The organism is Paraburkholderia franconis, assembly GCF_009362735.1.
Classification (GTDB): Bacteria; Pseudomonadota; Gammaproteobacteria; order Burkholderiales; family Burkholderiaceae; genus Paraburkholderia; species Paraburkholderia franconis.
On record NZ_WHNP01000049.1, the window covers coordinates 1 to 14427 of the forward strand.

Consider the following 14427-nt stretch of genomic DNA (forward strand, 5'->3'; position numbering starts at 1 on the left):
CCATCAACTCATCGACGAGCCAGTACCAGTTGTACGTTGCTTCGATGACCACGCCCACGAGATCTTCGCGGTGCGGTGCCAGTGCTGCCCGGATCTGGATGGGATCGTTCGGCAAGCGCCGTTGGTAGAGCACCCGGTCAGCGTCATCGCTGACCACAACTACGCTGTTGTTCGAATGAAGGTCGATTCCACTAAACTTGTCCATGCCGGCCTCCTGTGCGTCAAGTGGGTGGACCAACCCTGACTTTACGCCCGCCGCCCTACGGCAACGGCGTGAGGCCGGCTACATGATTATCAGTACCCGAATATCTCGACATTCTTGATGAGGCTGTGCGAGCCCGCAATGGCTGACAGCGCATCCTCAAACGGTGTGCTCCGATTGAGGGTCGCTGACTCGCCATGGTAAGCTTCCTGTCACGGTCGATCCCGTCTCCTGCCTGGATCTGGTCCGCAGTGCCCCGTTTGGACGACACCTCGCGAACGAAGGACAATACACACCCAGTGGTCCTCCCGGAAGCCCGCTCTCCGCTCTCTGTTGGTATCGTTCCGCGCCCTGAACGCGCGCCCGCAGGTCATCCATTCGGATGTCCATATCGCACAATACGCGATTAAACTTCGAGTGCGTATAACGAAGTGCAGCGGAATGGTCAGTCAGGCTTCGCCTGCGGCACGCCGGCGAGATGCAGGACCTTTGCAGCGACCCTGCGGAAAAACGCGTCGTCGCGCTCCTGCTGTGCATCGTCGTCAGCAACCTGATGCTCGATCAGGATGCCGCGGCGCTTCATGATTTCGTGCGTGCGCGATTTGCGTGCGAGGTAGTCAGGATCATCGGCACCCATCGTCTCGATGACGAGGCGATGCAACCGGGGCGCGACACCGACGGCTCCCGCCGATCGGAACGTCAGTTCGAAGTCGGGTCGGCACCACAGGCTCGGCTTGTCGATCTGCCTCACCTCGCGGTCAAAGAGCGGTTTCGAAAGCGTCACCCCGACGCCGTGCTTTTTAACCCATTCCATGAGACGGAATAGCAATTTCAGGGTGATGCGCTCATACTGACTGTCCAGGGGTACCGGTCGCGCAAACGAATGCGCATGCTGCGCGAACGCTTCGCGGAAGCGCGCGTTGCCGTCGCGATCGCGATCGACCACGGTGAGTACCCAGTACGGCGGCTGCGTCAGACGCTGATCGCGGCCGCCGGCGCGGATACCCTTTTCGGGGCGCACCACACACTCACCCATGCTGGTTTTCTTGATTGCACCGCCTGCGCGAATCTCGTCGGCAACGAACAGCAGGAGCGCACTGCGGGCCTTCATTTCCGGCCATGCCAGGGCGTCGATCTCCCTCATCTTCTCGTTGAGAGGGATCCACGGCTTGAGATACAGTATCTGTGAGAGCGTCAGCTCCGGGCTCAGCGCCTGACCGGCTGCGTATGCCTCGAACCGCTCCCACGATCTGGACTTTTCTTGCAACGCGTCGACGTGCAGCCGTGCAAAGTCCGCATCCTCAAGAAGCGTGTGCAGGATGCGTCCAAGGCGGGGCAGGCGACGGCCCCTCTGGCCAAAGGCGCCGTTTGATCCGTTCGAGCCGCCCGGACGCGCCGCGCCTTCATGCAGATTATCCAGGTAGTCAAGCGCATCGCTCACCGGTCTGAGCGGATGGTGCTGGCCTGGCCGCGCGGGATCATCGTCCAGTCCGACGTTTTCCGATTCCGGCGTCTGACGGAACAACGCCAGCGCGCAGCGGTGTTCGCCGTACTGATGCATGCGTACGAAATGACGCGGCCCCTCCTCGCGCACCCGGGCGGTCAGTCGCGGCCGGCTAGCCCCTGCGCCGACGCAGTCGCACTCGAGCCAGAGACGCACGTGTCGCCCGTCGTGCATCTCCTCGAGAACGGCTTCCACGAGCCTCACGTCCTCAGGCCGCACTTCCTGTCCCTCGCCGCAGAAGCGGCGGACGGCTACGGCTTCTTCAGCGCTCAGGTACCGCCTGACCGTATCGGGGTGATCGCGCTCGACAAGATGCATGATGCGTTCAGCGCGAAGGCCGCGCGAGCATGGCGAGACTGCGCACGCTCGCCAGCGACGCCTCATAGCCCCGCAACGAGCCATGCATCTGGCGGGTGATGGGTGGCGTCGCTACAGTTGTCGATGTGCCCGCGTCCGTTGCGACTGTAGATGGTGGCCGGGGCGCGAGCGACAGGCGCTCGAAGCCAATGATGCGTGATGAATGGCTGCTCATACGCACAAGGCCTTCTTCGACGAGGGTGCAAAGCATGTCGTTGATCTGCGCCGACGACGTATCGAATCGACGGGCCAGTTCACCCGCCTGGTACTCGCGCCCCAACTCCATGGTCTGAATCAGTTTTGCAGAAGTGAGTTTCATCGTATTCCCCCTGAAACAGCGCTGGCAGTGTACTGCCGTCGCCACGGTCCCGTCACCCGATGCGTGGCTTGCACAGCGCCCAACGTGGCCCCCGCCGTCAGCTGCGGGCATGACGCTTCATTGCGGTTCGACGGCCCGGTGCCTGCTCAGTTGGATGCGCCGAACTGCTCATGCCGGCTACACGATCATATCCACCGCGGTTTTGCCGACGACGGTCGATTCGCCCGGCTACTGTTGTACACACATCCGGCTATATGAAAATGACGCCGGCGGATAAAAAGCCGTGCTGCCCGGAGGCAGGCCATTCGCCGGCCCCTGAAAGACATGATTCACGGGCCGTTCTCGACGGCGCCGTACTTCGCGTTTATCGAGCTCTTCTGGTCGCTTCCAGCCGAACGGCACTGGTTAAGGAAATCACCGCGCGCGCTCGACGTGCCGCTCAGATCGAAATGGCCGTGGTGATAACGCACGATGGAAAAGTAGTTCGCCTCGTACCGGCTGCAGTCTCGACCACCATCGCCGCCCTGCATCAGTCCGGCAAGGCAGAGCACTGCCCCGCACGCGCTCTGGTTGTCATTGTCAGCCCGCGCCGGTGTGACGCCTGTGAGCGCGGTGCATACCGCCACCGCGACCACACAAGAGATTTTGGATGGCATGGAACGACTCCTATGCGCGGATCAGATGCAGTGCCGTGATCGCGCCGACCGAGAGCGCGGCCGAGCCAAGCGCTGCACAGACGACCCATATCGCCAGCTCGAGGCGACCGATACCGCCGCAGTAATTCTCTTCGCGCAGCACGTCACGCAGTTGGCCCCGCACGCGCCCGCTTGCCTGGTCGTACTCGCGCAGCGCGAGCTCGCCGAGCAGCTGATCACGCGCCTCGGCGAAACGGCCTGCCTCGGCGAGCACGCCGGTGGTTGAGACGTTAAAGTCCTTGAGGAACCGCTCGTAACGCGACGTAAAGCGCAGCAGCGTCAGTTCGCCGTCATCCTTGAACTGTTTGCCGCTCGCCTGGAGCAGTTGTGTCAGCTCTTTCACGTCGCGACGCAGGCGGGACAGCTCGCCCAGCACTTCGCCGATCAGTTCCTCGCGGATCGAGTCATCTGACGCGCCCATCAGCGCACCAACACCTTGAACACATCATCCAGTTCTGTTGTAACCCGGCTCGCCAGGCGTTTCAGTGCGACCATCTGTCGAATGTGCGCTTTTTCAGCTTCCGATGCCCCATTCTCCATTGCCTCTGCGTTGAGCGCGACATAGTCGCGCGGATCATCGCGGATTTCGATGATCGATCTGTCAAAACCCTTGATCCTTTCGAAGATCGGGTTCTCGTAGATAACGGCGTCACGATGCATCGAAAAAACGTCGCTGCGGGAGTGGAACTCGAACAGCCTTGCGAAGCCCCGGTTGAGGTCCTGTTTGCGGTCAACCATATTCATGACCAGGCGGATCTTTGACGCGCGCACGCCCAGATCAGAAAGCGCACGCAGCGTTGCGATCGTGTCGACCTGCTGCTTGGTGGTCGATACAGCCGGCACGATGAAGAGATCGAAGTCTTCATGGGATCCGTCATAGCTTCGCATCAGACCTACAAAATCTTCGACATTCGATGCGCCCACATCGACGACGGCGCTTTGCAGCGTCATCAGCTCGTCCTGCAGCTCATCGAACTGCGACCCGCGCAACGCGCCTTCCTTTTCGCGGTCATCCGAATTGATGGATTCGATCGGGATCACTTCAGCGCCGGGCAGACGCGGCGCAAGCAGATGGTGTGCAACGGTGCTTTTGCCAACGTTGCCCGAGAAATTGATAACGGCAATCTTCATGGTGCAATGTTCCTTACCGGTTAATAGGGAGTGAGCGCATCACCGCGGCCGCGCGCCAGACGGGTTCAGCTACGGTTCGAGTTCAAGCGGCGGTGCTTCGGGACCCGCTTCCTGTGATGGGTGCCCGGAGGTCTCATGAGCTGGCTGCTGTGCAGACTGGGAGAGCCCGCGCTGTTCGCGCTCGATCTGTTCACGCACGGCCTCGATCGTCGCCTCGCTGACCTGCGGCATCGGCACGTCCAGCGGCCGGTTCGCTGCTCGCGCCTCGGCCACGGCGCTCTCGAACTCCCCCATGACCTTCTCCTGCTGCTGCTCGGGCAACGCCCTGATCTCATCGCGCAGGACCTCTCGCGCGGCCTGTTCCTTGATGCGCTCCCGCGCCGCGTCGAGCGCCGCTCGCTGTTCCTTTGAGTACTGCCAGTTGCCGTTCAGGAAGCGTTCGCGCGCTTCGTTGATCCGCCGCCGCTCGTCGCCTTCGCGGCGTGCGCTAGCAAGCGCCTCACGCTGCTCGCGAGTAGGCAGGCCCGGCATGTCCGGCGAGGAAACCAGCCATTCGTTACGGCGGCTCGTGACAGTCTTTGGCGCGATCTCGTTGCCCTGCACGTCGAACTGCCGCTGCTGGGACGTGACCGTCCTGCTGCCGCCTTTTTCGAGCTCGACCTGCTGGCCGACCTGCACACCGGCCTCGCTAATCGCGCGTTCGAGGTCCAGGCCCCACACCGTGCGTTCGCCATTGACGGTGCGCACGGTCGCGTAATAGCTCGGGTTCTGTTTGGCGTCGTGGTTGAATGGTGCCGGCCCGTGCGCGACGAGCACGCCCGCGGTCACACCGGCTGCCGGCTGCTCGAGCGAGGAGGACGGCGGCGCCGCCCGCGGGCTGGGGCTCGCGCGGCCGGAGCGCTGTGTTCGCTGCGCCGCCGGCGCACCAGCGATCGGGCCTGCGCCTGAGCGGGCCGCCGGACGCCGCACGGGCTTTTCAGGGCCGGCAACGTCGGGCCTGGCGCCTGCCGCGGTCTCGACGATGTTGGTGCGGGGCTGGTGCGCATCGCCAGCCTGCTCGCCGGCGCTGATGCGCATGGCCTCGCGCGCAGCCGTCAACATCGCGCGATCCAGTTCCTTCGGCCTGAAACCACGCGTCGGCGCGCCAGCGAGTTCTGCCGCAATCCATGCCTGCCGGCGGAATTCCTCCGTGCCCTTGAGCTGCAGCTCGCTCCAGTTCTTCGCCTTCGCGACTTCCACCATGTGCGCGATCACGCTGCGGTCCTCACTGGCCGTCGCGAGCGTGCGGCCGGTGTCCTCGAAGTGCACCGTCTCACTCTTTCGATCCAGAAACTTCCCGTCATGCGCAACATACTGGTTGCTGACTGACTTCGGCACGTCGTAGCCGGTTTTCTCGAAGATCGGTTTCGGGTGGCTGCTGTTCTGCGTCGGCCCGTCTTTCCTGCCGATCAGCCGCCCCGTGCCTTTAGCCGTTTTCACCCCTTCGCTGCTCTGCGCATCGCTCGATGCACTGGGTCTGAGCAGCCGCCCAGCCCGCTCGCGATCAGCGGCGCGGATCTTCTTCAGGCGCTCTTCGGTCGTGCTGTCGACGGGCGTTTCCGGATGGCGCGGTACAGCCGCTGCTTCCGGTTCGTTCGCAGGCGGCGTGGTGCGCGCGCGGATGGCCGAAGCATCGTCAGCGTTGGCCGCGCCGCGCTCGTGGTGATCAATCTGGTCGGCCGGAAATTCGATCTCGTTCATGCGACAACTCCTTGTTCAGGCTGCTGATCAGGTTGCGGGGCGGCTTGCGAATCGGAGTGCGAACCGGTCTGCAACGCGGCTTGTGAACTGGCTGTATCCGCCCGTGCGGAAGCAGCCGCATCGGGCAGTACCTCGCTCAGGTACGGCATCAGCCGGAACAGCGCGGCACGGATACTGCCGCGGTTAGTCAAGTGCCCGGCGGAGAGCACGCCAATTTCATGTTCGCGGACATCGCGCACCCCGGCTGTCTCTGCCGTGCCCGCTGCAGGCTCAATCTGGGCGCGACGCGCGGCATTCTGCGAGTGCCACCACTGCTCGACATCGATCTGCGGCACGGGCGCACTGAGTTCGCGCGCAACAAACGCGGCGTGCTTCATCTGCTCCTCGTTCGGGAACTTCGGTCCGAACCCGAACCACGCACGGCGACGGTTGGTCTTTTCGAGAGTGGCCATCACCCCCTGCAGGTAGGGACTCAGCTGGACCAGGCGGTCGACGAGCTCGGCATCCTCGTAGAAGTACGCCTTGTCGCACAGGATCGGTTCGCAACCATCGATCGTGATGATCTGCTTGCGGCTGGACAGGGCCCGCAGTTCCTGCGGCAGCATCAGCGGCCGACCGTGCTCGGTCTCGTTCGTACTCGTGGACGCGCTGCGGCCGCGGCTGCGGCTGCGAGAGCGTGACAGATGCGTGAACGTGCCCAGCATCTTCGAATACTCTTCCGAGTCCTTCAGCGTGCGCGGCGCAAAGAGGCTGCGCATCTTGCAGTTGATCGCCAGCGTTTCCGCACCGTGCCTGCCGTACAGCTTCGGATCCTCGAGCTGCGACATGCCGTGGAAAATCAGCATGAGCCGCAGGTTGAAGCCGGCGATGAACGCGTTGGCCGTATCGATGATGTCGATCTTTCCCGGTGCCGCAAACTCATCCATCATCAGCGCGCACTGGTACTTGAGCTCCGGATTCTCGGCAGGCTGCTCACGCGTGTTCAGGTCGATCAGCTGTGAGAAGAAGAGATTGACGAGCAGCGCGCCCGCCTTCAGGTCTCCCGGCTTGATACCAACGTAGATCGATGTGCGTTTCTTTCGTACGTCGCCCAGATGGAAATCCGAACGGCTCGTCGCCGCATCGACGACGGGATTGCTGAACACGTTCAGCGGCGCCGTCATCGTGGATACAATATTGGCGAACGCTTCCTTCGACTGCGACAGAAAGCGGTTGAGCGCATCCAGACACTCGAAGCTCAGGGCAGGCAGCGTGTCGGTGGCGTTCGCGCGCGTACTGACGATCGACGAGACATGCTCGCGAATCGCGCGGCCCTTGCCGGAGGCCTGCCGCAACACTTCGCCGAACGTGCACGGCAGCGATGGCGTTTCGAGGAGGTACAGCACGATCCCGATGAACAGGTTTCGGGCATTGTCATTCCAGTACCTCAGGCGCGCGTCGACATTCGACGGATAGAGATGCTCGCCGATCGTCATGACGTCACCCACGCGCGTATAAGCCGGTCGGCCAGCGATGTACTCGAGCGGGTTGTACGCATGCGAGCGGCCGTTTTCGGAAAACGGTGACCACAGGTAGACCTCGTGGCCGCACTTCCTGCGGTAGCCGGACGTGTACATGAAGTTCTCTTCCTTGATGTCCTCGACGACGACCGAATCGGGATAGGTGAGAAGATTCGGGATCACCATCGAGACGCCTTTCCCCGAGCGCGTGCCAGCGGCGAGCATGAGGAAGTCCTGGCCGCGATACTTCAGATACTCGCCCCTGTATTTGCCGACGATGAATGGTGGATACGTGTGGGACATGGTGTTTACCTCGTGGATAACGTGAGGAGAACAACCGGGCTTGCAGCCACACCGCATGCACGAAGATCCACATTCCAATGGGCCTCGCGCCGCGCCGGGCCCGCAGCTGCAGACAGGCGACGCAGCACCGGCAAAACGGTCATACCAGGCCGCGTTGGCATAGCGAGAGTCGAATCTGGCTGCATGATCACTTTTCCAGCAGGCCGGCCTTCACGATGTCCCGGCGCGTGGCGAAGCGCGCATTGCCGAACTGCGCGATACGTCCGCGCGAGTTCACCAGCGCGATCGTGATCGTGATCGCGGGCATGCAGCCAATGACGGCTGACAGCAGCGTGCAGACAGAGAGAGCCCGCCTCACCGCAGGGACCTCGCCCCACGCCTGCCAGTAGTCGTAGAGCGTAAAAATACCAACCGCGTCCTGTGGCAGCTTCTGCATCTTTGCGAAAAGCAGTCCGCCGAGATATTGACCGAGCGTCACTGCGGCCGCGACGATCACCAGCACGACCAGACACGGAATGAGAATGCGGAGATATTTCGGCATGGTTCGCCCCTGAGTGCCCGGTCGCTTCATGGTTGCGCTGATACCCCCAAGCATTGAACTCGGCAGCGCGCTTCATCGGCAGACCGTCACGCTGATCGGCGGCCGCGATCAGCAGGTGCAGGCCAGCGGCCGTCCCGTCGTCGCAGTATTGGAGCACGGCCTGTGCGGCATGCAGTGCCGGCACGCGCGCGAAATTGAGTCGTACGTCGCAACGCAGGCGATCGATGAGCCCGCGGTCTTCCTCCCGGTGATTCAGCACCTGCGGCGGATGCCCAGCACACGCGGCCGCTTCCCTGTTGATAGAAGTCGTATCGGGCATCATGCCGTCGGCATGCGGAAGCATGCGCAGCACAATCCCGAGCACGGTCCTGCGCGGTAACGCGAGGTTGACCGCCTTCCCGCGTACCGACTTGCCGCCCCGCTTGACCTCGCAGACCGCGAAGCTTACGTGGCCCGGAAGATCCGGCCCGTAGCCCGAGCCACCCTCCGCTCCGATCACACTGTCACCAACGTGGAATAGCGGATGTGTTGTCACGCCTCTTTCTCCGTTGCGCGAGCCGTTCGACTGAAACGCAAAAGACGCAGCGCAGCGCGCTCGGCCTCGTCGAGCTCGCCCTCTTCTATGCGTGCACTGCCCTGTGCGATTGCCGCACCATAGAGCCGTGCAAGCGCACGGCCCTCACTGCTCGCCGCGAACGCCTCTTCCGACGCCGAAGCGCGTCGCCAATGGCCTATCGCGGCTTCGATATCACTCATGCCAATATTCATCCGGCCTCCCGCATCGTTTCATGAAGCCGGCCGTCGAGCAGCCGGTCGCCGCCCTCGTGCCGACCTTGACCGGCACACATGGGTCAACGGGTGGGCTGTCGACCCGGGCTCGCCATCCAGGCAGCGGATTCGACGTCTTTTCCGCCCATTCGACTGGCGACCGGCTCATCGCGCATCCGCCTTCATCCAGTAACTGCGGACGCCACGCGCCCATGCCCATCCGTACACAAGGCTCAGTGCAAGCACCCCATACTCGTGTGCGTGCCACGCCATGACGAGCCAGAAAGGCTGTGCGGCAAGCCCGAAGACGCAGGCCCAGCGACGCCGCTGCTCGCGCGGGTCCTGCGACAGGAACACCGCCGCGACGCCGAACAGGCCAATCACAATTTGTCCGATCACGCCATACGCTCCTGCGTCGCGCCGGAAACCGTTGCTGCCGTCAGCTCGGCGTGCCGCGACTTCGCCGCGTCCGCTGTCGCAAACCGGCCCTGTGTTTCGTTTCCATGCCAGAGCATGTAGGTCCACACGCCGTCGATGCGGTAATGCGCGATCGACCAGCCGCCGGGATGCACGAGCGCATGGTCGCCATCCCGTTGCCAGCCGCCGTGCGGCGCCGTCGGGCCGGTGCGTGATACAGCGCGCTCTTTCATGCGATGCCTCCCAGCAGCTGCCATTTGCCCACCGGGTCGTACCAGATCTCCGACAGGCGCTTGTCGCGCATGAAGAGCACGAGATCAACGGTCACGCGGACCTGATCCATGATGAATTGCCAGTCGAGCGTCTGACCCACCACGCTCTGCTTGATCAGCGTCGCGATACGGGAGTGGGCCGATCTGGCGTCGTTGCAGTGAACGGTCGTGATACCGCCGGGCGTACCCGTGTTGAGCAGCGTCATGTAGTCCCATGTCTCATCGCCACGCAGCTCGGCAAGGAACACGCGATCGAACTTCATGCGCAGCGTCGAGCGCACCAGTTGCTTTGCCGGCAACGTATCGCTGAAAAACATGTGCACGCGGTTCGGATGGTTCGGCAGCGACAGCTCCGGCGTATCCTCGATCGTGCCAATCCGCTCATCAGACGGTACGAGATCGGACAGGGCCTTGTTGAGCGTCGTCTTGCCGGAGCCGGTGCCACCGGCGAGCACAATATTGAGGCGGTTCGCGACGGCGAGCTCAAGCAGGCGCGTGACGTTGCGCTGGCGCTGCGCCTCAAGCATGTCCTGCTCGAACGGCTGCAGGTCGAGCGATGCCGACCCCTCCCGGCGCGGCGACATGTCCTGGTAGCCTGCAAACCCGCCGTTGCGTTCGTATTCGTCAACGGAAAACCGCTGGTTCGATGGAATCCGGATGGTGATCGAAATCGTGTCCTGCTCGCACGCAGGCTGCATCAGCACGTGAGCGCGCTGACCGTCGGGAAGGACCACCGGGTGAATCGGTTCCTTCGTCGAGAACTTGCCACCCTTCATCACCGTGAGGGCGTTGGCGAGCTTGAAGCAGGCGTCGAGTGTGCAGGCGGGCGCCTCGTGCCGCTTCCATCCGGCTGATCCCTGTGTCCATATCTCGCCGGGCCGGTTAATGGCCACCTCGGTGAGACTGCCGTCAAAGAAACTGGCGACACCCATCTGCCGGAGGAAGCTGCGCGCGATGGTGCCCTTTTCGATGACATCGATAACCACTGCACTCATATGTACTCCTTCATGATATGGCTGATGCAAGCTGGTAAAAAAAAGCTTTCCGGATCGCCGTCCGTGCGATCCCGCCTCTGTGGCGTGCAGTTCGACTTGAACCGGGACCCGGTACAGTCGCCCGTCGCAGGCACGCTGCTCGCCAGATCGCGCGACGTTCGCGCAGGCGACATCGAGACAACCGTCGCTACTGGCGCGATGGACGTCGCCAGATGGTCGACTTCCATCGCGTTGTCGACTGTGGTCAGTACCTCCCGCCGCTGTGCCTGCTGTGAAAGCGCAGGGAATAAACCCGCCCCGGCACGGCGCGGTGTCGAAAGGGTGGTTGTTGCGAGACAGTTAGTTGCATCCATAAACACGTGCTCGTCGCCAATCCGGCGCAGCGGTAGAAGGTCAGACAGCTGGTACGGCCGGCGCGCATCGACCTTTCGTCGCGCAGCTTCTCTTCGAACGCATCACGCTCGCCACCTTGAAGCGGGAAAGAGTCGGGAAACGGGATCTGCAGTTCCATCGTGATATTCCTCACGTTGGTCAGTGTCGGGCCGCCGGCGCAATCTCGCTGCCGTCGCTGTCAACGTTCTCGTACACGCTGCTCAGGTCAACATCGCGCGCAACGAAGATGTTGATCAGGGATCCCTGGTTTGAATAAGCGCTGGGCGGGATGTTGATCGTTTGACGCAGCGTCTCTGCGGCGACGTCCTGCGTCGCGTTCGAACTGTTCGAGAAGGTAATGGTCTGGCCCGCTCCGATCGCCTTGTTCGCGAGCGCCTGACCAAAGTCGCCGATGAGGCTCACCATCAGCGCCCCCTTGAAGCGGAGCCAGAAATGCTCGTCGATGTAGGCGGGAATGCCGGCCGCCCCGAGGGAATCGGTCGCCGGCGAGTTCATGGGAATACGGACATCGCCGTCGTCGATCTCGTCCCAGATCGCGCCAATGACGCCCTGCCCGTGCATTACGGCGTCGCGCTGCTCGCCTTTGGCCAGCGCGCCCTTGCGAATGAGCAGCGTCGTGCCATCGTCCGACCAGACGTCATCGGCGATCGGACAGCCCACCAGCCCCGGCCGGTCAGTGCGGATTGCGGTGGCCTGCCCGCACCGGATCATGGTGTTCCGGCTGATCAGGTAATGACGGTTCGGCCGGAACGAGGCACGCATCGGCTGCAGCTTCGAGGGCTGCAGGGACTGGTCGAAGACCGATCCTTTGTTGTCGCCGGCATCATGGTTATCAGTCAGCCCTGCACCAGATGAACCGGCGGCTCCAGATGGCCCGCCCCGCAGCGCCGCGAGCCCCATGGACTTCGCCATGCCGGCCAGACTATTGCCACCGCCGGTGCCGTTGCCCGTCGTGTCTGCGCTGCCGCCGCCCGCGTCACTGGATGCGAGCGCAGAGTCTTCAGGACCACCGGTGGCCCGGCTGTCTCGGGACATGACCAGCACGCTGCCCGAGAGACGCCGCTCCGCGGGTGACAGTGGCCGCGGCCGGTTGTTCGCAATCGCGGTGCCCCCTTCGCCGACAGGGTGCGACGCTGCGCCGGCCGGCGGGGCGAGCTGCTGCCTTGCCGCGGCGGCAGCCGCAGCTTCCGATGCGGCGCGCGCCTGATCGGCTTCGGCCCGCTTGATGCGCGCCTTCTGTGTTTCGAGGTCGGCCCCAGCCTCGCTCGCGCCGCTGTCCTTCGGCTTGTTGAGCGCCGCCTGTTTCGCGTCCTGATGCTGCTGGAAGAGTCGCTGCAGGTAGATCGTGACGCCTGATGCACCCAGCGCAATCACGACCAGCGCGACCAGCACGAGCCTGAGCTTGCCCGCGCGCGTGCGGCGGCGTCCGGGCAGGTCCAGCGACGGCTGCGGCGCCGTGTCCGCGCGCCCGGCGTTGCCGATTTCGTTGCGTTCGCTCATGCGTGTGCGCGCTCCCGTCAGTCGTCCACCCGATCGCGGCTGCCGTGCGCGCGTTCGATGCGCGCCGTACCGGGCAACGACGAGGCGGTGCGGTTGTAGTGGCCGTCCGGCGAGTAGCCGTCGTTGCGGATGCCCAGCACCGCCTGGCCGTAGCGGATGATGAACGTCTTCGAAACCTCGTGGACGACAACGGTGTCGCCTTCCATATGGAAATTCACCGTCGCCTCACTGCCGTCCGGCAGCTTCGTGAAAATCGTCGGCAGATCGCGCGCGGTCGCGTACCTGAAGTAGGTGAAACGTCCGTCGTCCCACAAGGCGGTAGGCGCAAGCGCGCGATCGCCGCGCATCATGTACTGCATGTTCGCCGCCGGCGCGGATGACCCGGGCGCACCCGGGGACACCGCTGCGCCCGTCGCTCCGGTTCTCGCCGGACCAGCCGGAGTGTCCTGCTGGCCCGCCAGTACGGCGCTGACGGCCTCCCGGCGCCGCAGCTGTTCGGCCGCGGTCTTCGCCTTCGTGTCCGGATAGTCGAAGCGCAGGATCCACGTCGCGGGCTGCGCCCGCGATACATCGACAAGCGACAGCGAATAGGTGCGCCGGTTGGTCACGAGCACGAGGTTGGTTTCGGGTTGCAGCGCACCGGGCTTGAGCAGCGCTCCGCTGTCGTTGACCGACACGTGCCAGGCGCGTGCATCGCCAATGCCGCCGCCGTCTTTCAGGATGTGTTCTCCGGGCTCGAACTGGATCATCACCACACGGCCTGGCATCGTCGCCACGCGGTAGGCCTGGTCAGGGCTGTACGTCGCGCACTGGATATGCGGGTCGGCGCCGCAGCTCCGCGGGATTTCAAGCGCGTGCACGCGGCCACCGGCGAGCGCACAGGCGGCCATGATCGCGACCACGCCTAGCGGCGAGCGAAGACCCGTACGACTCATGACCCGCTCCCGGGCATCTTCGATGCGGCCGGTGCGGGAACGGGCGATGCATCCGCTGGCGCGCGGGTGTAATCGCGTGTGACCTCGTAACTGGTGCACCGGAACCCGTCCGGATCGATGTCCTGCTGATCCTGTTTCTCCGGCACATCGACGCGCGTGAAGGCCACCGTCGCAATCCACCAGGTCGGGTCCGGGTGCTTCGCCGCCACATTCAACGGGATCACCTGCCGTGAGAAGAACACCTGCGCGGTCGAACCGACAAAGGTGATCGAGCCGACCCGGGCGATGATGCGCGCCTGGTCTTTGAGCAGCTTGAGCGGGCCGGCCGGCCCACGGATGAGCGCGTCATAAGCGTCCTTTTCATGATCGTCGCTCATGAACATCACCGCGCTGTGCATGTCCGAAATCGTCTCCCAGTCGTAGCTCTCGCGCATCTCGACATAGCGGCGCAGGTCCGCGCGGTCGGTTTTTTCAGTGAAGCTCACGTGGCCGTTCGCGGTCGTTGGCAGCACATCCACCTTGCCGGTCGTGTCGTTCACCCGCAGCACAGCCGGTGGATTGGGTCTTTTAAGTAGTCCTAACGCTGCCATGCCAAAAACAGCCGCGAGGGCGATGCCACCCGAGAGCACTGATCGCCGGTCGGCGACGCGCGCCTTTTCTTCGGCCATCTCCATCTTCGACTTCTCGAACTCCCGGGCCTGGTCGAGATACCAGCTGACCGCGTCACGCTGTGACCGGTCGACGGCACGCGCTGCTGCCTCCAGGTGCGCGGCCGATATGGGCGGCGTCGGGGCGCGCTTGCGCGAGCCCACGCCAGCCGCGAGCCACTGTCTGATTACCGATACCATCCTGGTCC

Annotated in this window: 17 protein-coding genes and 1 pseudogene; 1 reads left to right on the plus strand and 17 read right to left on the minus strand. The window is 63.7% G+C overall.

The window, feature by feature from the left end; translation table 11 throughout:
• From GCT13_RS33805 to GCT13_RS33845, 9 genes and pseudogenes are all read right to left on the minus strand, one after another.
• Nucleotides 1-205: pseudogene (locus tag GCT13_RS33805) on the minus strand (IS110 family transposase); the annotation flags it as partial.
• Between the two features lie 442 nt (nucleotides 206-647).
• The gene (locus GCT13_RS33810; protein WP_087740235.1) at nucleotides 648-2024 is read right to left on the minus strand and encodes a hypothetical protein; all 1377 of its coding nucleotides are present in this window, start codon (nucleotides 2022-2024) and stop codon (nucleotides 648-650) included.
• Nucleotides 2025-2031: 7 nt separating this feature from the next.
• Complete coding sequence (locus tag GCT13_RS33815) at nucleotides 2032-2382, minus strand: hypothetical protein (RefSeq protein WP_152765880.1); 351 nt, start codon at nucleotides 2380-2382, stop codon at nucleotides 2032-2034.
• A 329-nt stretch (nucleotides 2383-2711) separates the two neighbouring features.
• Complete coding sequence (locus GCT13_RS33820; protein ID WP_087740234.1) at nucleotides 2712-3038, minus strand: TrbM/KikA/MpfK family conjugal transfer protein; 327 nt, start codon at nucleotides 3036-3038, stop codon at nucleotides 2712-2714.
• 10 nt (nucleotides 3039-3048) lie between these two features.
• Entirely contained in the window at nucleotides 3049-3498 is a 450-nt protein-coding gene (locus tag GCT13_RS33825; RefSeq protein ID WP_087740233.1) for a hypothetical protein, read from the minus strand.
• Entirely contained in the window at nucleotides 3498-4208 is a 711-nt protein-coding gene (gene stbB / locus GCT13_RS33830) for a StbB family protein (RefSeq protein WP_087740232.1), read from the minus strand. Before stbB ends, GCT13_RS33825 begins: the two co-directional genes overlap by 1 nt.
• Before the next feature lie 69 nt (nucleotides 4209-4277).
• The gene (locus GCT13_RS33835; RefSeq protein WP_152765882.1) at nucleotides 4278-5948 is read right to left on the minus strand and encodes an LPD7 domain-containing protein; all 1671 of its coding nucleotides are present in this window, start codon (nucleotides 5946-5948) and stop codon (nucleotides 4278-4280) included.
• Nucleotides 5945-7750, minus strand: a complete 1806-nt coding sequence (locus GCT13_RS33840; protein WP_087740230.1) for a type IV secretory system conjugative DNA transfer family protein — start codon at nucleotides 7748-7750, stop codon at nucleotides 5945-5947. The genes GCT13_RS33835 and GCT13_RS33840 overlap by 4 nt, the downstream gene beginning before the upstream one ends.
• A 187-nt stretch (nucleotides 7751-7937) precedes the next feature.
• Entirely contained in the window at nucleotides 7938-8291 is a 354-nt protein-coding gene (locus GCT13_RS33845; protein WP_087740229.1) for a hypothetical protein, read from the minus strand.
• A gap of 28 nt (nucleotides 8292-8319) precedes the next feature.
• On the opposite strand from GCT13_RS33845, the gene GCT13_RS33850 reads away from it, so the two are divergent.
• Entirely contained in the window at nucleotides 8320-8670 is a 351-nt protein-coding gene (locus GCT13_RS33850; protein ID WP_087740228.1) for a hypothetical protein, read from the plus strand.
• Nucleotides 8671-8822: 152 nt separating this feature from the next.
• Here the strand turns inward: GCT13_RS33850 and GCT13_RS33855 are convergent, their stop codons facing one another.
• From GCT13_RS33855 to GCT13_RS33890, 8 genes are all read right to left on the minus strand, one after another.
• Entirely contained in the window at nucleotides 8823-9047 is a 225-nt protein-coding gene (locus GCT13_RS33855) for a DUF3717 domain-containing protein (protein ID WP_235851233.1), read from the minus strand.
• Nucleotides 9048-9224: 177 nt separating this feature from the next.
• Nucleotides 9225-9458 carry a hypothetical protein gene (locus GCT13_RS33860; RefSeq protein WP_087740226.1) on the minus strand — a complete coding sequence of 78 codons (234 nt, stop codon included), beginning with the start codon at nucleotides 9456-9458 and terminating at the stop codon, nucleotides 9225-9227.
• Complete coding sequence (locus GCT13_RS33865; protein WP_087740225.1) at nucleotides 9455-9709, minus strand: hypothetical protein; 255 nt, start codon at nucleotides 9707-9709, stop codon at nucleotides 9455-9457. The genes GCT13_RS33860 and GCT13_RS33865 overlap by 4 nt, the downstream gene beginning before the upstream one ends.
• Complete coding sequence (gene virB11, locus GCT13_RS33870; protein ID WP_087740224.1) at nucleotides 9706-10743, minus strand: P-type DNA transfer ATPase VirB11; 1038 nt, start codon at nucleotides 10741-10743, stop codon at nucleotides 9706-9708. Before virB11 ends, GCT13_RS33865 begins: the two co-directional genes overlap by 4 nt.
• A 244-nt stretch (nucleotides 10744-10987) precedes the next feature.
• The gene (locus GCT13_RS33875; protein WP_143811224.1) at nucleotides 10988-11254 is read right to left on the minus strand and encodes a hypothetical protein; all 267 of its coding nucleotides are present in this window, start codon (nucleotides 11252-11254) and stop codon (nucleotides 10988-10990) included.
• Nucleotides 11255-11274: 20 nt separating this feature from the next.
• Nucleotides 11275-12636 (minus strand): TrbI/VirB10 family protein, encoded by a 1362-nt coding sequence (locus tag GCT13_RS33880; protein ID WP_152765884.1) that lies wholly within the window; start codon nucleotides 12634-12636, stop codon nucleotides 11275-11277.
• Nucleotides 12637-12653: 17 nt separating this feature from the next.
• On the minus strand, nucleotides 12654-13538 hold the full coding sequence (locus GCT13_RS33885; RefSeq protein WP_235851227.1) for a TrbG/VirB9 family P-type conjugative transfer protein: 885 nt from the start codon (nucleotides 13536-13538) through the stop codon (nucleotides 12654-12656).
• A gap of 29 nt (nucleotides 13539-13567) precedes the next feature.
• Nucleotides 13568-14419, minus strand: a complete 852-nt coding sequence (locus GCT13_RS33890; RefSeq protein ID WP_152765888.1) for a type IV secretion system protein — start codon at nucleotides 14417-14419, stop codon at nucleotides 13568-13570.
• Between the last annotated feature and the right edge of the window lie 8 nt (nucleotides 14420-14427).